Here is a 24,088-nt window from a genome sequence, read left to right on the forward strand (position 1 = left end):
CTCTCCGCCCGGTCTCCAAGATTTCTGCCGCACGCCCATTTTACGAAGTTTTGTCGAGTTGTGCCACCAATTGAGGGCTCCGGTCCCGGCGCACTCGAAAAGAGCCCGGTGCCGCCATGACACCGGGCTCTCTAGCTCTCAATGGAGCGGGTAACGGGACTCGAACCCGCGAATGTCAGCTTGGGAAGCTGATGCCTTACCACTTGGCGATACCCGCATGAGCGGTATCATACCACGCCAGCGTCTCTCTGGGCAATCTTTCCCATGTTTACGGAACCGAGCCTTGCGCGTCCTTGCAGGAAGGACCCAGAGGAGCCATTGCTGTACTCCACCGGGCCCTTTACCGCTGTGGGCCCGACCAGCGTCTCCCCAACCGCCGCAAGCGACTACTGGTCGCGACGACGGCGGTGGAAGAACGCGCCGAGCGCAGCGGTCACGGAGCCGATGATGCCCGTGCCGGCCACGGCCACCACGGCCGGATCGCCCGTCTGGGGCAGGCCGGATCCCGGCTTGTTAGTGTTGCCGGGATTGCTGCCGTCCTGACCACCGTTTCCATCCGGGTTCTCCGGCTTGGGATCCTCCGGATCGGGGTTCGGGCTGGGATTCTCCGCCTTGGTCAAGCCAGCGTCGGCCTTGACGAGAGCGTCGAGCGCGGCGTCGACCTCGGACTGGGTGGCCTTCTCGTTGTCGAGGACCGCCTTGGCGCCCTCGAGAGCCTTCTGGAAGGCGTTCCAGGAGTCCTCGGTGTAGCCGTCGTTGGCCTTGCCCTTGAGCTCGTCGTACTTGGCCTGGAGATCGGCCTTGTTCACCTCAGGCACCTCAGGCTTCACGAGGCCGGCGTTGGCGTCGGTGAGGGCCTTGAGCGCGGTGTCGACCTCGGACTGGGTGGCGTCGGCCTTGTCGAGGACCGCCTTGGCGCCCTCGAGAGCCTTCTGGAAGGCGTTCCAGGAGTCCTCGGTGTAGCCGTCGTTGGCCTTGCCCTTGAGCTCGTCGTACTTGGCCTGGAGATCGGCCTTGTTCACCTCAGGCACCTCAGGCTTCTGATCGCCCTCGACGTAGCGGAAGTTGATCTCGCGCAGGGTGAGCATGCGGTTCTTGGCGTCCTCGCCCTGATAGCCGGTCGCGGTGCCGTCAGAGGTGAGCGGCGTGATGTCGACGCTCTTGACCTTCTTGGTGTTGTCGGCGGTCAGGGTGTAGACCTCCTGCTTCTTGGCGAAGTCACCGTCCTTGAACTCTGTGGTGGAACCGTCGGTGTAGGTGATCACGGCCTCGAGGGAGTTGACGGAACCGTTGGAGTTCTTGCGGTTCAGAATCTGAACATCGCGCAGAACTATCGGGTCCTTGAGCTCGAAGTGCATCGTGGTCGGAAGCTTCACGTAATCGGGCAGCTTGCCGTTCACGTAATTGTAGCCGAGGTCCCACTTGAACTCGAAGTCGTTATCCGCGTCACCCTCCTTGCCGTTGAAGAGGCCATCGTACTTCTTGCTCTCGACGAGCTTCTCAACGTTGGTGCCATCGTCAGTCGTGAGGATATCGTTCGTCATCGTGATGCCGAACTGCTCCTGAGAGACCTCCTTCAGCTCCTCGGGCTTGGGATCCTCCTCGGTGTAGTTGAAGTTGATCTCGCAGATGGTGAGCATCTGGGTGCCGTTGGCCTCCTGAGGAGAAACGTCAACGCTCTTGACCTTCTTGCCCTTGTTCTCAGCGGCGATCTGAACAGTGTAGGTGTCCTCCTCGCCGGCGCTGAAGGTCTGCTTGGTGCCATCCTCGAAGAACACGGTAACGTTGAGCTTTTTAACGCGACCATTGCCGCTCTCGCGGTTGCAAACCTCGATATCACTGAGCGCACGAGGCTCCTTGAGCTCGAAGTGAATGTCAACCGGAAGCTTCACGTACTCGGGGAACTTGCCGTCGACATAGTTGGGCTCCCAGTTCCACAGGAACTCGAATACCTTACCGTCAACGTAGGTCTCGGTGCCGTTGAACAGGTTGTCATAGCTCTTCTGCTGAATGAGCTTCTCAACATTGGTCCCATCGTCCGTGGGGAAGTGCTCGTTGGTAATCGTGATGTTGAAGTCGTCACGACCAAGCTCCTTCACCTCAGGAAGAACTTCAGATCCGGTTGAGGTGATGAAGTCCTGCGTGGGGCCGATGAGCCAGGCCTCGCTCTCGAGGTTGACCTCGCAGTCCTTCTTTGCGGTGAGCTGGAAGGTCGCCACATCCTCAGAACCGTTCCACAGATCCTTGTCGCCCCTGTTGGCAAGCGCGATATTCACGGAATTGCTCGGCTCGTTGAAGGTATACATACCGGAGTGGCTCTCCATACCCTTCGTGCTATCCGCGACCTTGAGGCTGTCCTTAACGAAGTCGAAGTCTGCAACGGGGTACTTAACCAGGGCGCCCATAGCATTGACGTTCTTGCCGTCCTTGACCTTAACGGCAACCGTGATGGTCTCGCCCGCCTTGACGGAAGTCTTCTCGGGGACAACCGAGATGGCACCGGCAACCTTGCCGTCCTTCTTGGTGCCGCCGTTAAGCTTGGACATGGTGAAAGACATGTCGTACACGTCGTAGGCGTTGTTCAGGTTGTAGTCAGCGTTGGATTGGACGATGTGAGAGGTCCAATCATTCGTACCCGTACCGCGGTTCTCGCGACCATAGCAGTTCGGGAGATGGTTCGCGTCTTCCTCGCCAACCGTGCCGGGAGCCTTGAGGGAGCCGGTCTCGGCAGCCTCGGTCTTGTCGGCCTTGTAAAGCGCGAGCTCGGTAGCGGAGAAGAAGCCGCCCGTGGACTCCTCAACGGTGAGACGCAGGTAGCGAGCTGACTTACCGTTAAGGTCAACGGTCTTGGGCTGCATCTTGCCCTCGCCCTTGTTATCCCACGTCTGAACACCCAGATCGGTCCAGTTTGCGCCGTCGAGGCTGACCTCGACCTTCATCTTGGACACGTTGCCGTTGCCGCCGTTGTCCTGGCGCGGCGTGTAGACGAACTTATCCAGGCTGTAGGTCTTGCCGTAGTCGATAGTCATCGGCATGCCGATAACGCTGTCGGTAGAGTGGAAGCTGCTGCCGCTCTTGTCGTCGTGGTCGAACGCAAGGTCCAGCTTGCCCCACTTCTCGCCGCCTTCCCAATCAACGTGGACAGGCTTGGGGGCATTGCGCCACGGGTCTTCAAGGGTCTTGACCTTGAGGGGCGCGCTCCACTCGGAGTAGCCGGTAGCGGTGCGAGTGCGAATCTTGAACTCGTGTTCCGTGTTGTACGGCAGGTCCGTCACGTTGAACTCGACGGTATCGCCACTCGGGATGTTGTTGACCATGCCATCGATCTCGATGTCGTACGCAGTAGCACCCTCGACCTTATCCCACGTGAGCTTAATGCTCGTGGGGGTCAGGCCATCCTCGGGAGCAGCAAGGTTCGCGGGAGCCTTGAGGTTCTTGTCGAGCGTGTTGCCCGGCAGCTCGCCCTTATTCTCAAAACCCTTCACCTCGAGCGTCTGCTCACTGCTGTTCACATCGGTCTTGGCAAACTTGACGTGCAGCTTGGGCGTGGTGTTAATCGGCTGCTTGGAGAAGTCCTCGTTGCGTACCTGCTCGCTCTCGGCGGTGGCGCCGTAGTTGAGGTTCGGGGTCTGCTCGTAGAAGTAGACGGCCTTGCCCTCAGCAGGCTCCGCCTTCTTGAAGGCGTCGAAGGAGTCGACCTTCTCGACAGTGAGCTCCTTATCGCCGTTCTTGGCGACAACGGACTCGGGCTCCTTGGACACGTTCACCGTAAAGACGGTGGTGCGGTTGGAATCGTAACCATCGTAGGCACCCTCGGACTTGCCCGCTTTGAAGGTAGCGGTGCCGGACTTGACATCGGCCTCGGACGTGAACGTGGTCTTCACGCTCTTGCCGTAGTCGATGTTGTCCTCCTTGCCGTACGCCTCGTTGGAGGAGTCCGACTTGTTCTCGATGTAGGTACCGGTGTCCTCGAACAGGGTGTACTCGCCCTTGCCGGACGTAGCGAAGAACTCCACCTCGCGCTTGGTGCGATCGATGTCCTCGGGGTTGTCGTTGGGCTCGTACATCGGGACGATAGCGTTAGCCTTCACGAACAACGGGAGCTTCCACAGCGGGGCATTGAAGTTGTTGAGCACCTGGCCTCCGCGATACTGGTCGCCCGTGAAGTAGTCGATCCAGATGGTCGGCTCCTCCTCGGTACCATAGTTGGGCAGGTAGATGCCGTTGCGGAGATCGTTGCCGTCACCAATACCACCATTGGCGGCATCGCCGTCGGTGTTCTGGTACACAGGAGCGACCAAGAAGGAGCCACCGAAGGTGTACTCGTACTGCGTCTTGGTGCTCTGAGCGTAGGCAGAATCATCGTTCAGCAGGATGGCGCGGATCATCGGCAGACCGGTGTCACCGTTGCCCGTGTTGATATTCGCCGCGGATGCTGCAGAGGTGTAGATGTACGGCAGGAGCTGGGACTTCAGCTTGAGGTACATACGGGAAATGCCGGTGTAGGGGTCGCCGTGCGTCTGCGGAGACTTGACGTAGGAGCCCCAGCCGTCCATGTCGAGCATGAGCGGAGTGAAGGTCTTCCACTGATAGTCGCGCGTGGCAACGACAGGCTGGCCACCGAAGATGCCGTCCATATCGGAGCCGATGTTAGGGTTACCGGAGAGGGACTGACCAATGTAGGTGGGAATGTGGAAGCGGATGTACTCCCAGTTGCCGCCGGTCTGGTCGCCGGTCCAGATGCCCGCGAAGCGCTGGGTACCCGCCCAACCGTCGAGGGAGATGATGTTCGGACGGAAATTGACGTCCTCGGTGATGATGTCGTAGGCCGTCTTGACGCCGTCGAGCGCCATGGAATAGCCGTTACCGACCCATGCAACGTCGGTCTTGAGGGTGGTCACGCCGCCGGTGTTGACCTCGGCCTTGAAGTCGCGGAGCAGCTGCCACTGCGTGTCGGGATTGGAATCCGGGGAGAGCTGGGACTGCGTCCACAGACCGGTCGCAACACCCTTTCCGTTGGCGTAATCAGTGAACTCCTTGAGGTTCTGCACGTTAGCGGCGACCGCGGCGAGGCGCTCGGCGGAGCTGGTGCCGTCATCATTGACGCCGCCGGTCTTGCCAAAGCCATTCACGCCGTAGCCCGCGCCATAGCCGTCGTTGGGTAGGAAATAGCCCAGCGGCATATCGTTCTCGAGGTAGTTGTCCAAACGGGACTGAGCGGAGAACTCCTTGGGGAAGTCAGTGCCCTCGGGGATATTTTCGCCCTGCTCAGTGGCACCGTGGCCGTTCAGAGACTCCACGTGAGAGCCGGGCTGCATGGAAGTACCGGTGCCACCCTTCTCATACTGAACCTTACCCGTGCCGGCCCCTGCGGGCTCGCTGCCCTTAATCTGCCATTTGCCGTATCCGTCCTTGGCCTCGGAGGACCACATGTCGCGGTTCCAGGCATTCAAGTGACCAACATAGAAAGCGTACTCGGGCAGGAGCACCGGATTGCCGGTGACCTGGAAGTAGTCCTGGAGCAGATCCTGGGCGATCGGCGCGGTGGCCTTGCCCTCCTTAGCATCGGCAACGAAGTAATAGGCGTCGAGCTCGTTCTCGTTGTGACGGGCAGTCGTAACACCGGCATCGGTCGCGCCAAAATCATACGAGCCGTCGGCAAACGTGTTGCGCATGACGCCGTAGCCGCTATCGGACCAATAGAACGGGTTCGGCGAAGCCACGCCACCGTCAACCCAGTTGCTCTCATTGGCGATATTGATGGTGGTGCCCGTGTGGATGAAGCGGCCGTTCTGGGTGCCACCGCCAAAGAAGTCTTCGCCGTCGTGCTTCTTGAGCGTCTGGACGGTGCCGGCCTTATCTACGTCGAGCGGGGAGGTCTCTTCCATGACAACCTTACCGCCGCGCTTGACGGTCATGAGGGCGCTATCCTTGGCGAACTCGATGGTGGTATCACCAGAAGTGATGACGAACCTATCGCCCTCCGCCTTTACCTGAGCATCGGGGTGATTGTACTTGCTCGAAGAATCCGGCTGTGCCTGAATCCTGGCCTTATGGGCATCGCTCTTCGGCTTCGCATACTCGCTAAACTCACCCGAGGGATCAACGTTGTAACGGAAGATGTCGTCCTCAAGGAACGTAATCCTACCAGTAACCTCGTTATCACCCTGCTGGAATGTAACGGTAACGACGTTCTTGTCGGCCTTGGCATCCTTCACACCCGTAAGAGGTGCCGCGCTCGCAGGCACTGCAAGGGCAAGCGAAAGCGCCGCAGTTGCAATAACCGCCGAACCACGCACCCAATTGCGTTTCAAGATTGAGCTGTGATGCACGTGAGTCCCCTTCCCATTAGGTTTCTACGCTGTACACAGGGCAACTGGTATGTACCAGCAGACCTATTAACACTACGTAATGAATTGTGAGGGGACTTTCGTATGTACTTGATTATCCTTGGGTTGTCAGCGGCGAATGGTAGGATACCCTCCCCAAACGGTTTTTTGGAACTCAGACTGGTATTAGTTCAAACAGGCCATTTGACTCAAAACCCATAGCTTCTCTACAAGTGTTCGATTGAACAAGGAGGCCCTTCGGCCGGTTTCGGCCCAAAACGACGAACCAAAAGGATCCATTTCCAACAACTGGAACCGTGAGAACGTAGGGTGTCACCGAACCAAGGTCAAAGCAAATCAATCCGCCTCGCTGCGAGGAATTGCTAACCAGAGGATACCGAGACGGCCACTAGAAATCGGCGAATGGTTTTCCATTTCCTCGAGCTTGCCCGTCATGGGACATGAAGAATCATTGTGTGGTATTCAGTGGGCAACAAAAAAAACCGGGGTCGACACCATTGACAGGTGCCGTCCCCGGCTAAAACACTCATGAAAGCTTGGCTCCCACCCGCGCCTTACAGATCCTGCAGCGCGATGACCTCCATGCCGTCGCCGAACTGACGGGCCTCAAGGGCGGCAATATAAGCATTCGCCGCCGTGAGGGCTGTCACGCAGGTCACCCCGCGACGGACCGCCTCGGTGCGCAGGCGGTACCCGTCGCCACGGGATCCAGGACCATACGGTGTGTTGATGATGAACGCGATCTCGCCATCCGCGATCATATCGAGGATTCCGCGCTCGGCTTCCTCACCAACAACGAGTTCGGCGCCATCAGGGGCACCGATCTTGCCAATGACCTCGCATGGCACATTGCCGCCGCGCAACACGCGCGCCGTGCCGGCCGTTGAGACGATATCGAATCCCAGGTGGCGTAAGATGCGCGCAAGGCTCAGGATATGGCGCTTGTCGCGGTCGCACACCGAGATGAACACGCGCCCATCCTCAGGCGTGGGCAGCTGGTAGTCGATCGCGAGCTGCGTCTTAGCGTAGGCCTCCGGATAGCTCTTCGCAATACCCATGACCTCACCCGTCGACTTCATCTCAGGGCCAAGGATGACCTCGGCGCCGGGGAAGCGGCCCCAGGGCATCACGGCCTCCTTCATGCAGAAGTACTCGGGCTCGCGATACTCGCCCGTCAAGCCAAGCGACTCAAGGCTCTCCCCAGCCATGATACGGGCGGCATAGCGCGCCAGCGGCACACCCGTTGCCTTGGAGATGAACGGCACGGTGCGGCTCGCGCGCGGGTTCGCCTCGATCACGTAGACCGTCTCACCCTTGATGGCGAACTGCACGTTCACCAGACCACGCACGCCCAGGGCCAGCGCGATGCGGCGCGTAGTCTCGCGGAGCTTCGCCTTGAGGCCCTCGGAGAACGAGAACGGCGGGATGCACGTTGCAGAGTCACCCGAGTGGATGCCCGCCTCCTCGATATGCTCGAGGATGCCGCCAATATAGACGTTCTCACCGTCGCACAACGCGTCGACATCGCTCTCGTACGCGCCCTCGAGGAATCGGTCGAGGTAGATAGGGTGATCGGGACTCACGCGCGCAGCCTCGGCCATGTACTCGCGCAGGTGCTCGGCGTCGTAGGCAATCATCATGCCGCGACCGCCCAAAACATAGCTGGGGCGGACGAGCAACGGGTAGCCGATGTGGGCGGCGACGGACTCGGCCTCTGCAAACGAGGTTGCCATACCTGCCGGCGGATACATGACGCCCAAGCGGTCCAGCAACGCCGAGAAACGCTCGCGGTCCTCGGCGAAATCGATCGCATCGGGCTGGGTGCCCATGATGGCAACGCCGCTCTCGGCCAGCTTGCGCGTGAGGTTCACCGGCGTCTGCCCGCCGAGCGTCGTGATGACGCCGACGGGGCGCTCGACGTCGACGATATCCATGACGTCCTCGTAGGTGACCGGCTCGAAGTACAGGCGGTCGGAGGTGTCGTAGTCGGTCGAGACCGTCTCGGGGTTGCAGTTGACCATGATGGTCTCATAACCACGTTCGGCCAGCTCGTAACAAGCGTGTACGCAGCAGTAGTCGAACTCGATGCCCTGCCCAATACGATTGGGACCGGCGCCCAAGATCATGACCTTGGGCTTGTCGCAGGGACGTACTTCGTCTACCGCCACACTGCGGTGAGCGACGGGAGAGACACGCATGAGGTTCTCGTAGGTCTTGTAGTGGTACTCAGTGGCGCTCTCGAACTCCGCGGCGCAGGTGTCGACCGTCTTCATGCTCGGCACCACACCCAGCCCTTTGCGGTACGCACGCACAAAGCGCTCGTCGCTGCCGGTAAGGTGCGCGATTTGGGCATCCGAGGTGCCGTATTGCTTAAGCAGGCGCATCGCGTCGGCGTCGATGTCCTCAACACGCAGGCCGCGAACCGCCGTCTGAACCGCGATCATGTCGTGCATGCGCGAGAGGAACCACGGGTCGATGCGCGTGAGGTCATGCAAACGCTCGACCGACCATCCACGACGCAGTGCCTCCGCCAGGTAGAAAATGCGCTGCTCCGTAGCGCGGGCGACATGCTCGGCAAGCTCTTCGTCAGACAGTTGCTCAAGCGCGGACGCCTTGGCATCGGCCCCCAGGCCGCGATGGCCGTCCTCAAGCGAGCGCATGGCCTTGCCGAGCGCCTCCTCGAAGGTACGTCCGATGGCCATGACCTCGCCCACAGCCTTCATACGCGTGGTGAGCGTGGTGTCGGTGCCTTTGAACTTCTCGAATGCGAACCTCGGCACCTTGACCACACAGTAGTCAATGGAAGGCTCAAAGCACGCCGGCGTGGCACGGGTGATGTCGTTGGTGATCTCGTCGAGCGTGTAGCCCACGGCCAGGCGCGCGGCCGCCTTGGCGATGGGGAAGCCCGTCGCCTTGGAGGCAAGCGCGGAGGAACGGCTTACGCGCGGGTTCATCTCGATGACGATAAGGCGCCCGTTCTTGGGGTTGACGGCGAACTGTACGTTGGAGCCGCCGGTCTCGACTCCGATCTTCTCGAGGATGGCGAGCGAGGCGACGCGCATGCGCTGGTACTCGAGATCCGAGAGCGTTTGAGCGGGGGCGACGGTAATCGAGTCGCCGGTATGCACGCCCATGGGGTCGAGGTTCTCGATGGAGCACACGATGATGCCGTTGCCGGCGCGGTCGCGCATGACCTCCATCTCATACTCTTTCCAGCCTTCAATGGATTCCTCGACCAGGACCTCACCTGCCGGGGACAGCTCAAGGCCCTGCGTCACGATTTGAATGAGCTCTTCCTCGTCGTGCGCGATACCGCCGCCGGCACCGCCCATGGTGAAGCTCGGACGCAATACGCAGGGATAGCCGGTGGTTTTGACAATCGAGAGGGCATCCTCAACGGAGTACGCATAACCCGAGCGCGCCACTTCGAGACCCAGGTCAGCCATGGCCTCGTTGAACAGCTTGCGGTCCTCGCCGCGCTCGATGGCATCAAGGTCGCATCCGATCATCTCGACGCCGTAGCGGTCGAGCACACCAGACTTCGCCAGCTCGACGGCGGCATTGAGGCCCGTCTGGCCACCCAGGGTGGGCAGCAGGGCATCGGGGTGCTCGCGCTCGATGACCTTCTCAATGAACTCCGCCGTGATGGGCTCCACGTAGGTGCGGTCGGCGAGGCCCGGGTCCGTCATGATGGTCGCGGGATTCGAGTTGACCAACACGACCTCGTATCCGTCTTCTTTGAGTACCTTACAGGCCTGAGCACCCGAGTAGTCGAACTCGCATGCCTGGCCAATCACGATTGGTCCGGATCCAATAACCAAAATCCGCTTAATATCGGTACGCTTGGGCATGCTAGTTCTCCTCCGTTGCGAAATTCCAGCCGTGCAACCGGTCGGCCGCGATGTCGATGCCCAGGTAATCCGGGTCGCCGTCCATGAGTCGCGTGAAAGCGGTGAACAGGTAATGAGCGTCGGTGGGGCCAGGAGAGGCCTCGGGATGGTACTGCACGCTAAAGCAGGGGACGTCGAGCAGCTGAATGCCCTCGGCGGTGCCGTCGTTAAGGTTCACGTGGGTGAGGCGGATACGGCCAAAGCGTTCGTTTCGCACAACGGGTGCCACTCCGCGCTCGACCCAAAAGCGCAGGTCGCTCTGGGTCGAATGCTCGCTCACGCCGCCAGAGAGCTCGGGTACCAAGTTTCCCAAGCTGGGGAACACCAAACCAAAGCCGTGGTTTTGCGCCGTGATTTCAACACGACGCGTGAGCAGATTCATAACGGGCTGGTTGCCGCCGCGATGGCCGAACTTGAGCTTCTCGATCTGCGCACCCGCCGCAAGGCTGATCATCTGGTGGCCCAAGCAGATGCCGAACACCGGTACCTTGCCAACAAGCTGTTGGACTTGCATGTATGTCTCGGGTACGGCATCGGGATCGCCGGGACCGTTGGAGAGGAACACGCCGTCTGGGTTCTGGGCAAGAACATCCTCTGCGGGGGTATCCCACGGCACAACGGTGAGGTCGCAGCCGGCACGAACCAGACCTTCGAGAATGCCCCGCTTGACGCCGCAATCATATGCGACCACACGATACGGAGCGCGACGGGTCGCTGTGGCGGCAAGGGCAAATTCATGGGAGACCGGCAGGTCCGAGGAGTCGTATGTATGAGGCTGGGGGCAGCTCACCGTTTTGACCAGGTTCTCGCCAACGAGCTGCGGAGCGGCCGCCAAACGATCGGCAAGGACATCGAGGTTGAATTCCTCGGTGGAAACAATGCCCATCTGCGAGCCATGGTCGCGAAGATGCTGAACGAGGGAGCGGGTATCAACGCCCTCAATCGCGACGACGCCCTGCTGGGCCAGGTAGTCTGGAACGCTCAACGAGCTGCGCCAATTGGACGGCGTGCGGCACATATCGTGCACCACCATGCCGCGCAACGCGGGGGCAGATGCGGGACGGTCGGCGTCTCCGGGATACGCGCTCTGAACATCGGCAAGGTCGATACCGTAATTGCCGATCTGTGGATACGTCATGGTTACGATTTGTCCCGCGTAGCTGGGATCGGTGAGAACTTCGAAGTAGCCCTCAAGCGAGGTGTTGAAGCACACCTCTCCCGTCGCCGTTCCACATGCTCCGCACGCGCGGCCGTAAAACACGGTGCCATCTGCCAGCAGCAGAACAGCGGGGAGCGTATTGCCTTTTGTGGTTGAATCCATGATGCGTTGAGCCAGGGGGCTCATAGCCGTGCGCGGCAGGGCGGATGCGCAAGCACCCATAGGGTGATTTGAACCCATCTCGTCTCCTTTTCGGTCTCTCGGTACCGGCTTAAAGGCCGTATGGTTTCACAGTATTGTACGCGCTTATCCATCTATGTTGCTTAAAAAGTTCTAATATGCAATTAATGTTACATAATGGCCTGTTCTATTCACTGTCACTGGATTGCCAATTCTCTTCCGCGTGCATCCCTTACCGTTTACAACAAAAAACGCGAGGGGCATCGCTGCTCCTCGCGACTTCTCATAATGGTGGGTCATCAGGGGTTCGAACCCTGGGCCTTGGGATTAAAAGTCCCCTGCTCTGCCAACTGAGCTAATGACCCGCGTGCCGTATTGTAGCAGAATTTGCCACTAAGCGATTCACTGCAGCAAAGGAGCGGCGACGCAGACGAACCCGTCTGTTACGAATCACCCGCAACCGACTGCGGCGGCTGCCTGAACTGGCTTGCCTGGGATCCCATTCCCCAGCCTGCAGTAAAAGTTGAGGTTTTTCGTATCAATCTCGGAAAATCCGAAGTAGTCACTTACATGCAGCGTCGCGTTCCTGCGGTTTTATGCCGCCCATATGAGAGTGTACTCGACATATTGGAAAATCAATACGAAAAACCTCAAGAAGTTCCACTCAGTCGCCGTGCGCGCGCATCGATCCGAAGGTTTCCGATATGTCCAAGGTTGCCGGAGGCGAGGGCGTAGCGCACTGGCGCACGCAAGCCCTCGACCTCGTGACGGGTCCGGGCATCTGGTGAACCAAGCTACTCCCAGGTCCACTGGCCGTTTACGAACACCGGGATCTCCTCGCCGTCGGCGGTGACGCCCATGATGTCCAGATCGTCTGCTCCTATCATGAAGTCCACGTGAGTACCGCTCTTGTTCAGGCCAAGGTCGCGCAGGTCATCCTGCGTCATGGCGTAACCGCCCTCGTAGCACTCGGGGAAACCAGAACCCAGCGCCAAATGGCAGCTCGCGTTTTCATCGTACAGCGTGTCGTAGAACAGGGTCTCCGTCTCGCGGATCGGCGTGTTCTTGGAAATCAACGCGACTTCACCCAAGCGGCGGGCACCTTCGTCGGTGTCGAGAATGCTCGCCAGGGTGTCGCGACCCACCTCGGCGTCAAAATCAACAACCAGACCGTTCTCAAAGCGCAACCAGAAGCGGTCGATCTTGTTGCCATGTCGCACCAGCGGCAATGCGGAGTACACTACACCGTCCACGCGCTCGCAATGCGGTGAAGTGAAAACCTCCTCCGTAGGGATGTTGGGGAAAAAGACATGGCCATCGGGGGTGCTGCTCGAGCCTCCCTCCCACACGTGTTTATCGGTCATGCCCACCCACAAGTCGGTGCCATTCGCGGAGGTATAGTGCAGTCGATCGAAGTGGCGCTCGTTGAGCAGACGCAAGTTCTTTTCGAACGTCGCATTGTGCAACTCCCAGGCGGCCTCGGGATCGTCCCCGTCAGCGCGGGCAACGGAGAGGATCGCGCACCACAGACGGTACGTCGCAACCTCGTCCTCGACACCCGGATACACCTGTCGCGCCCATGCCGCAACCGGGGCACCGGCAATGCACCACGGGTTGATATTGAAATCCATACCATGTCGGTACTTCACGCATTGGGTGTTACGTGCCTTGGAGGCGGCAGCGGGTTTGGCGGGGTCAATGCCCTTGAGCGCCTCGGGATCCGCCCCTTCGACGAAGATGAAGCACGCGCCGGCCTCGGCAAGGGAATCGAGCTGCTCGCGCTGCCAGGCGGGGACCGTCTCAAACCATGAGGCATCGACGTTCTCGTACGTCAGGCGCGTCACCGCATCATCGTTCCAAATCACCGTGACATGTCCGGCACCGACAGCGTAGGCGCGGGCGACAAGCAGCCGCACGAACGCTGCCACGTCAACGGGAGCCTGCACCACGACCTCCTGGCCAGGCTTGACATTCACCCCCTTGCGAACAATCAAGTCGGCATATCGCTCGAGCTTGGGTTTGAGGTTCGCCATCCCGGAACGAGCTTCCTCAACGGTTAATTCGGCCCTAAACATGCTGTTCCCTTCTTTTGCTGAACGCCAGAGACGCAGTGCTGCAATTGGGGTACGCCCCCAATTGCACCGCTTTGCAAAAGGCGCACCCACGCCTTCGCGACATGAGTGCGCCTTGAGGCAAATCTCGCAAACGGCGCTTATTTCTTGGACTTCTTATCCTGCACCGATCGGGCAATCACCTCATTAAGCTTGGACTCGCTCATACCCGAAGCGGCAGTACGGCAGGCGTTACGGATGGGACGAATCTTCATGAAGTCAAAGATGAACGCGATGATGATGGCAGCGTAGGCGACGATGATCAGCCCCATCTGCACCGTCTGGGCAAGCTGGGTATCGGCCCCATCCTTGCCAAAGACGGCGAGCGCCACCCATGTACCAACCAGCGCCGCAATGCCGATGCCGAGGAGCACCCACCAGATACGGCGAAAACGAACATAGTCCTCGTTCTCGTTGAGCAGGGCGTTCGATGCCGTATACACCCGGTCCTCTTGACGGCGAAGCTCAGCCTTGCGTGCCTTCTTCTCCTCTTTGGACAAGCCGGAAAGATCCTCGCCGCGCTCCGCTGCGGCGCGCTTGGCCTTGGACGACGACGGTACTACGCGCACGGAGCTTCCGGCGGCGCGAGCGGGCTTGGCGGACGAAGCGGATTTGCGCGCCATTCCCTGACGGTTTTCGCCCTGCAGCTTTTCCTGGGTACGCTTGTTTTGGGCGCTACGGGTGCTCACTTACTCGTTCTCCTTAGATACTTACTTGGACTTCATAGGGACGAACTTCTCGCCCGTGATGATTTCATACGCCTCACGATACCGCGCGGACGTGCCCTCAATCACCTCGGCGGGCAGCTGCGGCGCGTCACCGGAGAAGTCCCAATTGACCTTGAGCCAATCGCGCACGTACTGCTTGTCATAGCTGGGCTGGACCTTGCCCTCCTCGTAGGAATCGGCGGGCCAGAAGCGGCTTGAGTCGGGCGTGAGGCATTCGTCGATGAGGGTGACCTTGCCGTCAATCACGCCAAACTCGAACTTGGTGTCGGCGATGATGATGCCGCGCGTGGCCGCGTACTCCGCCGCTGCCTTATAGATGGTGAGGGAGAGGTCGCGGATCTGAGATGCGATGTCCTCGCCCACAAGCTCCACGCAGCGCTCGTAGGAGATGTTCTCATCATGGTCGCCGATGGCCGCCTTCGTGGACGGCGTGAACAGCGGCTCGGGGAGCTTGGATGCCTCGGTGAGGCCGGCGGGCAGGGAGATGCCACATACGGTTCCGTCGGCATCGTAGGTCTTCTTGCCGGAACCGGTGAGATACCCACGAACGATGCACTCGATCATGATGGGCTCGGCCTTCTTGACCAACATGGTGCGGCCGGACAGATAGTCGCCGTAATCGGCGAAGTCAGCCGGGAAATCGGTCGTGTCGATGGACACCATATGGTTGGGCACGAGGTCGGCGAACTTATCGAACCAGAACGCGGAGATGCGATTGAGCACCTCGCCCTTGTAGGGAATCTCGTCGGGCAAGATGTAATCAAATGCGGAGATACGGTCGGAGGCAACCATGAGCAGGTTGTCGCCGGCGTCGTAAATGTCACGGACCTTGCCCCGGGAATCGGGACGGCGCTCCATCGTGGTCATGTGCGTCAACTCCTTACGCGAATGTCATCGCCGCTGTTGAGAAATCTTCCCTCACAACGGCCTGTTCCTGGCGGAGCGGCAGCGGCGTTGTCCCGCTCCTTTACCGCCATAGCACAGCTAATATTTCATTGTAGTGGATGACGCCTCCTCTTCCAGCTCACGGGGAAGATGAATCGTAAAAGTCGTACCCTTTTCAAGTTCGCTCTCCACCGCGATGAAGCCATGATGGCGCTCTACGATCTGCTTGGTCACGGCCAAGCCAACGCCCAGACCGCCTGCCTCACGAGCGCGGCTGGCATCTGCGCGCCAAAAACGACCGAATATCCTCGCAAGATCATCTTTTGCGACGCCAATACCCGTATCTGATACCGTCACCATCACATGTTTGCGGTCGCCATGGATCGAAACAACCACCCATCCATCTTCGGGCGTATAGCGCATGGCGTTGCTCATAAGGTTGATAATGCATTGCGTGATCATGTCCGCGTCGCACGTGATGACCGCCGAACGACCTTGCATCTCATTAACGAACCGCAGATGAAGCCCCTTGTTGTGGAAGAGTTGATGCTGATTGTTCACGATGTTTTGCGCCAGCTGCACAATGTCGACCTTGTCGAGCCTGAGGGGCGCGGTGTGATTCTCCAATCGGGAGAGGTCGAGGGTCTGCTGCACGAGACGTGCCAAGCGGCGAGTCTCCGCGGCGACCGTCTCAAGATGCTCGGCGTCTGTGGGATACACTCCGTCTTGCATGGCTTCCACGGTCGCCTGCATGGCCATGAGCGGCGTGCGCAGCTCATGAGCCACGTCGGACGTGAGACGACGTTCGCGCTTGAGGTCGCGCTCCAAGCTGGCGGCCATCTCGTCGAATGTCTCGCCCAGCTGATCGATTTCATCCTCTCCCCGCATGTTCGTCCGTGCCGAAAGATCACCCTCGCGTATCCGGCGGGCGGTGTCGGTGATGGTGCGGACGGGATTGGTAAACATGCGCGAAACAAGGAAGCCAATCACCACCGCCATAAGGACCGCGATAAAAGCAGCGAGTCCCATGGCGTTGAACGTCCGCTCGCGAAACGCCGTGTCTGCCTTGGTGAGCAGTGCATCACTACCCAACACCCAAAGACGGAGAGAGCCGATCTCGCCCCCATTGCTATCCACGATGGGGGCGACCACGGCGGACTCGGGATCGGTTGGGGCTTTAGAAACGGGGCTGCGGGTGCCCAGCCCTCCATCTGACTTGTCGGCAGTACTCGCCATTGCGGCGGCAGGCCACGTGTCGTCATACATGATAGCGCCACCGGCATCTTTGACCTGCATACCGATGTCGTCTGACAGGGTGCTTGACTCCGCCACGGTCTTAATGGCATCGACGCTCCACTCGCCGGCATCCTCGTATCGCTCGGCGAGCTTCTCGGCGGCAACTTGGGCAATCTCCTCGACATTGGCACGTGTGTAATCCGAAAACGCGCCACCCCAAACCACCGTGACCACGAGTGCCAAGATAACGACCGTTACAAGCGATGTCATGGCGAACGAGAGCGCCATGCGCCCGCCATAGCTCATGCCCGACCGCGGCATGGGATGAGGCGTATTCCAACTCGCTCGCGGCGACGGCTGCTCCGCCTCGGCTCCGTGTTTTCCAATGACCAGGCGCTCCATGAATCCCCCTACCGCACCACATAAAATGGGCGCCACGTGATGCGGCGCCCGGCGTGAGTCGTGTTACTTGTCCGCCTTGTCAGGCTGCGCGGGTGCCTCAAAACGATATCCGACACCGTGCACGGTATAGAGCCACTTGGGCTTTTTGGGATCATCCCCCAGCTTGGCGCGCAGGTTCTTCACGTGACTATCGATGGTGCGCTCATAGCCCTCAAAGTCGTAACCGAGAACCTTCTCCACGAGCTCCATACGGTTGTACACGCGGCCGGGATGGCGAGCGAGCGTGGTGAGGAGCTTAAACTCGGATGCGGTGAGGTCAACTTCCTTGCCCTCAACAAGAATCTTGTGCCCAGAGATATCGATGACCAGATCGCCAAAGTCGAGGACCTCGACCTGCGGCTCGTCGGCAAGGTGAGTGCGGCGGAACAAGGCGCGCACGCGCGCCACGAGCTCACGCGGGGAGAAGGGTTTGATGAGGTAGTCGTCCGCACCGAGCTCGAGACCGATGATACGATCCTCAACCTCCCCCTTAGCGGTAAGCATGATAATCGGCACATCAGAGGTGTCACGGATGGCACGGCACACACGCTCACCGGAAAGCTTGGGAAGCATAAGGTCGAGCACGATCAGGTCAAACTGGTGCTTCTCGAACTCCTCAACGGCGGATTGACCGTCGCCAACACCCACGACCCAATAACCCTCACGCTCAAGATAGGCTGCCACCGCGTCGCGGATGGCCTTTTCATCCTCAACCAACAAAATCTTACGTGCATCTGAAGCCATGGGCGGCCTCCTCGTCTCGCAAACAAACGTCGTTTTATTCTAGCGCACACAAATGGCGCACACCTTTAACGAAGTATGCCCAATCTGCGGAGTGCTCAATCATTGGCGCGGGCGGCATTGGACAGCAGGCCCGCTTTACAGGGCGAACACCCGCAGACGCACCAACGCCGGTAAGCCGTCGTCACCTCGCACGGTGGCATACGTCACCAGACGATCCGTCGTTCCCTCGCTTGCCGGATAGTCGCCAAAATCAAGCGCCTTATCCGGGGCCGTGAGGATTGCGTAGGTCTGGGCACTTGTGTCGACCACAAAATGCGAGGACTGGGCCTTGATGACGTACAGACTCCCCTTGCCCGTGACGCAGGCGAGCGGCTCGCGGCTCAAATATACGAACGGACCACCCGAGTTGCCGATGAACGTGCCCATGTTCCCCAGGCTGCCGCCGTATCCGTAGTTCGCCTCGACAGAAAAGGCAAAACTTTCGCCCATGAACACAGCTTCGAAGGGACTGACCGTTTCGGGCATGACCAGCTGGGCGGCAACCTTATTGTTATTCTGCAGGTCAAGCGCGGTGAGCCCGTAATATGTACCATCATCGGAATTGACGCGGGGGGCGATGGTGAGGTAACCGTCGCTCACACGCGGCCACGTCGCAAATCGACCGGGACTCTCGTACAGGTCCTCACCCTTTTCGTCTCCCACGTTCCACAGGTAGCAATGGGAGAACTCCGAGCTCTTGGCTCCCGTCGCAAAGGGCATTTTCTGCCAGATGACCGAAGATCCCGTTGCGGTAAAACGCGCCGGCTCCCAATCGGCGTCGCCTTTGTCGAGCTCAACGGGATCTCCAACAAGCACCCCGTTCTCGAGTGCCTGGGCAATGAGTACCCAAGCTCCCGCCGCATAATCCATTTCAACCCACGCGTACACCTGCTCCGAGCAGCGAACATCGTGGAACGCATGGGTCTTTCCCGCTACCGGTTCCGACACCAGAGTCGACGTGTTTCCGCTGGCGAGAGAAATGATGCCGAGCGTGTTGATCGTGCGGGCGCTCGCCGGGGCCTCCAGCAGTGCCGCCCACGACCCCTCGCAGTGGAACGGGACAGTGCCCAAGGGAAGGTCCCATTCGTATTGGGCGGTCAGGGTGTTGTCCACCCCCTCGAAGTCATCGGTGACGTTGGTGATCTTCGAGTCGTCAGTGATGACCTGCGGCTCACCGCTCACATTCGCAGCGCCGCCATCTGATCCACAACCCACAAGGGATATTGCCGTGAGCGCTGCTCCGGCGGCCGCAGTTCCCTTGAACAGCGTTCGGCGGCTCACGCTGCGAGAAGCAGTGGCACGGCGATCGGTCCGCGAATCGAAATGGTACTCCCTAGTTTTCATGGCAGCTACGCCCGAACCTTGGCCTGTGCTTCGCGCAAGGCAAGCGTGAGTTGATCGGCACAAGAGGTCTTACGCGGCCCGCAGGTGTTTCCCTGCAAAAGCTCGACGATGGAATCGACCGGTTGGCCGGCGACAAGCCTACCGATGGCCTTGAGGTTACCGTTGCAGCCTCCGTCGAACGCCACATTTTCGATAGCCGAGCCATCATCCGAGAGTTCCACGTGAATCATACGGGCGCACACGCCGCGCGGTTTGAAATCAAGATCGATCACAAAGGTGCCTTTCCCTAACATTTTTCACTGCTGCCAGTATGCCACACAGCATGTATCGGCAACATGACTCCATCTTGTCATCGTTATGGAAAGGGCGGACCCTAAAGGCCCGCCCTTTTCGGTCGTTCTTGTTGAGTGCCCTATTCGGAAGCCTCGAACAGGAATGGAGTGGTCCAGCCATCCGGCACGGCACCCTGCTGGCCGTCGCCCAAGTCAACCTTGCTCCAGCCCTCGGGAATGCCACCTTCGCCCTCCCAGGCACCAACCTGGTGGCAACCGGCACACGTGAAGACGCTCTGGTCGTGCATGCGGTGGCAGGAATTGCACTGCTGTACGCCGTGGTAATCGCTATGCGGATCAAACGAGAGGTCCTTCGTGGAAGACTCGCTCGCGCCGGGCATGATGCCGGCACCAGCGTGGCAACCGCTCTGCAGGCAGAACTCATTGGTGTAGGTCACCTTGGCGAGCGGCGTATCGTGATCGCCGGTCAGCTGGGACTGCACCATGCGGGCAGAGGTGCCCAGGGTGTTCTCATGGCAGTCAAGGCACTTTCCATTCACAACGGCCTTGTGGGCATACGCCAAAGAATCGGTCTGATTCTCGAACGTGTCGTAATACTTGCCCATGGTGCTGTGGCACAGAGCGTCGCAGTAACCGGGGGTAGCACGCCAGGCCCAGCCGGCAACGCCGAGAACGGTCGCCGCCACCACGACGGCAATCACGATGGGCAGGCGCTTGCCCTTCCAATCGCGCTTCTTCTTGGGAGTCTCGGGCGTGGCCTCGGCCGCGCTCGTCTCCTTGATCTCATCAGCCATACTTGCTCCTCTAGATCAGACGGTCTACGCAGACAGCGCCGGGTTGTCGCCGCAGTACTTCTCAAGAATATGGTCGTACGTGCGCGTGCGCTTGTCGTACGAGGTGCCACCCTCGGTCAACAGACCGCGCGACTCAAGATCCTCGGCGATATCGCTCATGCCAAGGTCGTTCAGGCACTCCTTGGTGGGGCAGCCGAGCTTTTCGTCCCAGCCAAAGCGCTTATAGAGCATGGTAAGGGCTTTCTTCCAGTCCTTGCGCTCCATCTTGTCGGTGCCAGGGGTGAAGGGCTCGATATCCGGATCCTTCTCGAAGACCCACTCGGTAATGACATCATGGACATTGCGCATGTCGTTGCAGCCCACGTTGCCGTCCTTGTCCTTCATGCCGCGCACGGTGTTGGCGCGCTGGAGCGTCATGATACGCTCACCAGCCTTGTACAGGTCGTCAATGGTGACTTTCTGGCCGGTGACCGCGGTGTAGAACTGGGCTTCGAGGTCCAGGTCGCCGCGATAGCTGCGCTCCTTGGCGGGGGCCATGGCCATCGGCCATACCCAGTTGCACAGGACGAGGGAGTCGTGCAGAACGTCGGTGACGATGCTCCACCAGGCGAACTCGGCTTTAGCCTCGTTCATGGGGGTGTAATCCTTGGTGGCGTCGATAGCGCCCTCGCCCCACATCTCGGCAGCCATCTCCTCCTTGAGCTCCTGCGGCAGACCGCAGCCCTGGAAGTTGACGGCGGAGTGGATCATGTCATCGCGGTTGAACATCATGTTGTACAGACCGCCAGTCTGGCCGAAGCACTCGATGGAGTGGTGGACCGGCCAGCCGCGGTAGTTGATGAGCGCGGACTTGGCGTTGTCGAACCAATCCTCGCAGCCCCACTCCTTGGTCCACACGATGGGACCGTGGCCGAGCCAGGAGATCGGCTTGTTCTCCGTATCGTTGGAAGCGATGTCCAGCAGGATCTTCACAAAGCTGGAGGGATCGCCGCCATGGAGAATCGCGTCGAAGTTGTACTCGGCCATCTGCTCGGCGGGAACGTGCTTCTCGAGGATGCCCGCGGAGTAGGTGTAGGCCAAGTCGCGGTAGAGCTGGGCATAGTTGCACCACAGGCCAAGGTCATCGACCGTGGCGGAGATAAGCATGTTGTAGTTCACGGAGAGGTCGGTCAGGGTCTTGCCATCCTCTTCGTAGATCCCCTCGGCCTTGAGGAAGGACTGCATATAGGCCGTGAAGGGGAAGTTGGGCACGCAGGTGTTGCCCTGGGACTCGTAACCGGTCTTCTCCTGGACGAACGGCACGTGCACCTGTGCGTAGCAACGAACGGGGCAGCCGTGGCAGCCGGCCATCTTGACCGTGTACTTCTCGGCGGCGGGGCCCATGTCCTTGGTGGACTTCATGCAGCGGTATCCCATGGTGTTGGGCTCAAACGGCTTGGGCTCGCCAGTCTCGATGGGACCACCTTCGGCGGCAGCCCAATAAAGGCCCTTCTTGGCGGTCCAACGGGAACCGGCGTCGTAGTACTCAGCCCAAGACTGCTGGGTGCTCGGGACGACGTGGTTGTTGTTGGAGCCGATGACCTGGGCGATCATGTAGTCGGAAAGGTCGGCGACCATCTGCGGGTCGGCCACGTGCACCGCCTTGGTGCCGCGGATAACGACGGCCTTGAGATTCTTGACGCCAAAGACGGCTCCCAGGCCGGCACCGGCGGAGTGGGAACGGGTATTCATCACACAGGCGTAAGGCAGCAGGTTCTCGCCGGCGGGGCCGATAGCTGCGACGCAGCACTCGGCACCATGCTTCTTGCACAGGGCCTCAGTAGTCTCGCGCGTGCCCTTGCCCCACAGGGCGGAGGCGTCCTCAATCGAGATCTTGTCGTCGTCAATGAAAATGTAAACGGGCTTGTCGGACTTGCCCTCGATAATCAGGCCGTCGTGGCCCGAGTACTTGAGCATGGCACCGAGCTGACCGCCACAGTGCATGTCGACCACGAGATGGTCAGTCGTGAACGTGGACAGGGACGCCCAGGTGGAGCGGCCCGCCAACGGCACACCGGAACCGGTCAAGGGACCGACGGCGAGAACGGCCTTGTTCTCCTCGTCCATCCAATCGACCTCGGGGCCGACCTCGTCGTACATGATCTTGTTCGCGAAGCCCATACCGCCGATGTAGTCCTTCTGCATCTCGACATCGGACTCTTCGGTGATATCTCCGCTCGTAAGGTTGACGCGGGCGATCCAGCCAGCCCAACCGTAAGAGGTTTCAGCCATTGCGCTTCTCCTTTACTGGGCGATCTTGCCGCCGCCGACGAAGTCCTGGACCTCGCTGACGTAGGGCCACTTGATCTCGGAACGGGTGGGACCGGAGGAGTGGTTCACGTTCTCCCACTTGATGAGCTCGAGAGCGCCGTTGGGGCACTGGTCGGCGCAACGGCCGCAGGCGATGCACTTGGTGGACTTGTGGGTCTCGGTGTTCACCACGGGCATGTGCCACGGGCAGGCGGCGACGCAGGTACCGCAGCCCACACACTTGTCGGGGTCGACGGTGCGCGTGCCGTTCTCCATGGTGATGATGGCCCCATGCGGGCACGACGTCTGGCAAAGAGCGGTTGTGCACATGTGGCAGGCGCGGATCTGCCACTCGCAGGAATAGTAAATGCCGTCGAAGGACTCCCAGTCGGAGCCGAAGTTGAAGCCGTCGTGCACGTGGATGCGGGCGGCGGCGGGCTGAGATGCACCATCGTTTTGCAGGGTGCACATCATCTCGCAGCGCTGGCAACCGGTGCAGCGAGCACGGTTGACCTTGAGCACGTGGGCCGGGGTCGCGTAGTAATCGACCTCGCCCTTTGAGCTCGTGGGGGCCGCGGCGGCGGAATCCGGGAGCAACCCCAGCGCCACCATGCCAGCCACGAACGCGCCCGACACCTTCACAAACCCACGACGGGTAAAGAAGGAGTCGAGACGATCCGCACCGGAGCCGACCTGCTCCATGGCGGTGTTCTCTTTCATAGTTCCCTCCCCTATTTGCTTCACGGGTGAGGCTACACCCGCGGAACCTTGAAGCACTGTGCGCGGCGAAAATGCGCACATGCAGACACGTTCAATTATGCCTGAATAAGGCGTTTAAGCCGCAGATGCTCATTATTCTATTTGGAGAATAATGAGCATTGTCCTTACGTACCTGAGAAGGGCGACCGTACTCGGACACCAGCCCGTGTCGGCGCGTGGCGCTACTCGATCTCTCCGACTTCGCGCAGCTCCTGGTCCACACGCTCGTCGCGCAGGGAGCAATTCTCGGTGAGCAGGCAGTTAGGGCACATGCTTTCGCACCTGATAACCTCGTTGAGCTGGGCAAGGTTGCACCCCTTGATGCGTAACAGGTAATCGCCGATGATGGCACGCACGGCCTCGATGGCGTAGGTGAGGGTGTACTTGCGGCCATTCGGCAGGCCACCCACTGCCTCGAGGATGTCCTCCTTACTTATGGCGAGTGCCTCCTCGAACGTCTTGCCGCGCAACATCGTGGCGAGCGCGGTAGCACAGGCGATGGCCGCGAGGCAGCCGTGGCTGCGAAAGCCCACCTCGACGAAGGTCTCGGTTTCGGGGTCGATCTGCGCGAACAGTTGCATCTGCACCGTGCCGCGCTTCTCCTTGCCCACGCTGCAAAACGCATTGGCCCCGTCGGGGATGCCGCCGTTTTTGGCATCGGCGATGAGGTCGAGCGAACGCTCGGAGTACTCCGTGATGGGCGCGTCGTTCTCGATCTGGTACATGTCGGGCGTGCGCAAAAACGGTGTGTCCTCGGTCAGACGGCGCTTTGCCATAAACGTTTCCCTTCTCCCATTCCCAATCGGGGACGTAGTCGTTTGGTAAGTCGTTTGGTACACATGTCGA

14 protein-coding genes and 2 tRNA genes are annotated in these 24,088 nt (G+C 60.0%); all 16 read right to left on the reverse strand.

Going from position 1 to position 24,088, the window contains the following annotated elements:
* Positions 1–142: 142 nt before the first annotated feature.
* Positions 143–217: transfer RNA gene (locus tag DWV48_RS08840), tRNA-Gly, on the reverse strand.
* Between the two features lie 169 nt (positions 218–386).
* The gene (locus DWV48_RS08845; RefSeq protein ID WP_118654432.1) at positions 387–6,332 is read right to left on the reverse strand and encodes a discoidin domain-containing protein; all 5,946 of its coding nucleotides are present in this window, start codon (positions 6,330–6,332) and stop codon (positions 387–389) included.
* A gap of 572 nt (positions 6,333–6,904) precedes the next feature.
* Positions 6,905–10,201, reverse strand: a complete 3,297-nt coding sequence (carB, locus tag DWV48_RS08850; protein ID WP_118654433.1) for a carbamoyl-phosphate synthase large subunit — start codon at positions 10,199–10,201, stop codon at positions 6,905–6,907.
* Position 10,202: 1 nt separating this feature from the next.
* On the reverse strand, positions 10,203–11,561 hold the full coding sequence (gene carA / locus DWV48_RS08855; RefSeq protein WP_233546253.1) for a glutamine-hydrolyzing carbamoyl-phosphate synthase small subunit: 1,359 nt from the start codon (positions 11,559–11,561) through the stop codon (positions 10,203–10,205).
* Between the two features lie 307 nt (positions 11,562–11,868).
* Positions 11,869–11,944, reverse strand: a tRNA-Lys gene (locus tag DWV48_RS08860).
* Between the two features lie 429 nt (positions 11,945–12,373).
* Positions 12,374–13,654, reverse strand: coding sequence for an aminopeptidase (locus DWV48_RS08865; protein WP_118654434.1), 1,281 nt, complete (start codon positions 13,652–13,654; stop codon positions 12,374–12,376).
* Positions 13,655–13,791: 137 nt separating this feature from the next.
* Entirely contained in the window at positions 13,792–14,379 is a 588-nt protein-coding gene (locus tag DWV48_RS08870; protein WP_118654435.1) for a hypothetical protein, read from the reverse strand.
* Between the two features lie 21 nt (positions 14,380–14,400).
* Complete coding sequence (locus DWV48_RS08875) at positions 14,401–15,285, reverse strand: phosphoribosylaminoimidazolesuccinocarboxamide synthase (RefSeq protein ID WP_199588946.1); 885 nt, start codon at positions 15,283–15,285, stop codon at positions 14,401–14,403.
* 117 nt (positions 15,286–15,402) lie between these two features.
* Positions 15,403–16,941 (reverse strand): cell wall metabolism sensor histidine kinase WalK, encoded by a 1,539-nt coding sequence (locus DWV48_RS08880; RefSeq protein WP_118654436.1) that lies wholly within the window; start codon positions 16,939–16,941, stop codon positions 15,403–15,405.
* 63 nt (positions 16,942–17,004) lie between these two features.
* Positions 17,005–17,724 carry a response regulator transcription factor gene (locus DWV48_RS08885; RefSeq protein ID WP_118654437.1) on the reverse strand — a complete coding sequence of 240 codons (720 nt, stop codon included), beginning with the start codon at positions 17,722–17,724 and terminating at the stop codon, positions 17,005–17,007.
* 135 nt (positions 17,725–17,859) lie between these two features.
* Entirely contained in the window at positions 17,860–19,107 is a 1,248-nt protein-coding gene (locus DWV48_RS08890; RefSeq protein ID WP_118654438.1) for a hypothetical protein, read from the reverse strand.
* A 5-nt stretch (positions 19,108–19,112) separates the two neighbouring features.
* Positions 19,113–19,379, reverse strand: coding sequence for a TIGR03905 family TSCPD domain-containing protein (locus DWV48_RS08895; RefSeq protein WP_118654439.1), 267 nt, complete (start codon positions 19,377–19,379; stop codon positions 19,113–19,115).
* A 140-nt stretch (positions 19,380–19,519) separates the two neighbouring features.
* Positions 19,520–20,194, reverse strand: coding sequence for a cytochrome c3 family protein (locus tag DWV48_RS08900; protein ID WP_118654440.1), 675 nt, complete (start codon positions 20,192–20,194; stop codon positions 19,520–19,522).
* A gap of 24 nt (positions 20,195–20,218) precedes the next feature.
* On the reverse strand, positions 20,219–22,465 hold the full coding sequence (locus DWV48_RS08905; protein ID WP_118654441.1) for an aldehyde ferredoxin oxidoreductase: 2,247 nt from the start codon (positions 22,463–22,465) through the stop codon (positions 20,219–20,221).
* A gap of 12 nt (positions 22,466–22,477) precedes the next feature.
* Positions 22,478–23,203 (reverse strand): 4Fe-4S binding protein, encoded by a 726-nt coding sequence (locus DWV48_RS08910; protein WP_118654442.1) that lies wholly within the window; start codon positions 23,201–23,203, stop codon positions 22,478–22,480.
* Positions 23,204–23,424: 221 nt separating this feature from the next.
* Positions 23,425–24,018 carry an iron-sulfur cluster assembly scaffold protein gene (locus DWV48_RS08915; protein ID WP_118654443.1) on the reverse strand — a complete coding sequence of 198 codons (594 nt, stop codon included), beginning with the start codon at positions 24,016–24,018 and terminating at the stop codon, positions 23,425–23,427.
* Between the last annotated feature and the right edge of the window lie 70 nt (positions 24,019–24,088).

Origin of the sequence: Collinsella sp. AF08-23, assembly GCF_003479805.1 — a bacterium.
GTDB lineage: Bacteria > Actinomycetota > Coriobacteriia > Coriobacteriales > Coriobacteriaceae > Collinsella.

Excerpts from the sequence above, each read along its gene's own strand:
- DWV48_RS08865 (WP_118654434.1), bottom strand. The coding sequence starts at position 13,654 with ATGTTTAGGGCCGAATTAACCGTTGAGGAAGCTCGTTCCGGGATGGCG.
- DWV48_RS08880 (WP_118654436.1), bottom strand. The coding sequence starts at position 16,941 with ATGGAGCGCCTGGTCATTGGAAAACACGGAGCCGAGGCGGAGCAGCCG.
- carB (WP_118654433.1), bottom strand. The coding sequence starts at position 10,201 with ATGCCCAAGCGTACCGATATTAAGCGGATTTTGGTTATTGGATCCGGA.
- DWV48_RS08900 (WP_118654440.1), bottom strand. The coding sequence starts at position 20,194 with ATGGCTGATGAGATCAAGGAGACGAGCGCGGCCGAGGCCACGCCCGAG.
- carA (WP_233546253.1), bottom strand. The coding sequence starts at position 11,561 with ATGGATTCAACCACAAAAGGCAATACGCTCCCCGCTGTTCTGCTGCTG.
- DWV48_RS08910 (WP_118654442.1), bottom strand. The coding sequence starts at position 23,203 with ATGAAAGAGAACACCGCCATGGAGCAGGTCGGCTCCGGTGCGGATCGT.
- DWV48_RS08915 (WP_118654443.1), bottom strand. The coding sequence starts at position 24,018 with ATGGCAAAGCGCCGTCTGACCGAGGACACACCGTTTTTGCGCACGCCC.
- DWV48_RS08905 (WP_118654441.1), bottom strand. The coding sequence starts at position 22,465 with ATGGCTGAAACCTCTTACGGTTGGGCTGGCTGGATCGCCCGCGTCAAC.
- DWV48_RS08890 (WP_118654438.1), bottom strand. The coding sequence starts at position 19,107 with ATGAAAACTAGGGAGTACCATTTCGATTCGCGGACCGATCGCCGTGCC.
- DWV48_RS08875 (WP_199588946.1), bottom strand. The coding sequence starts at position 15,285 with ATGACCACGATGGAGCGCCGTCCCGATTCCCGGGGCAAGGTCCGTGAC.
- DWV48_RS08885 (WP_118654437.1), bottom strand. The coding sequence starts at position 17,724 with ATGGCTTCAGATGCACGTAAGATTTTGTTGGTTGAGGATGAAAAGGCC.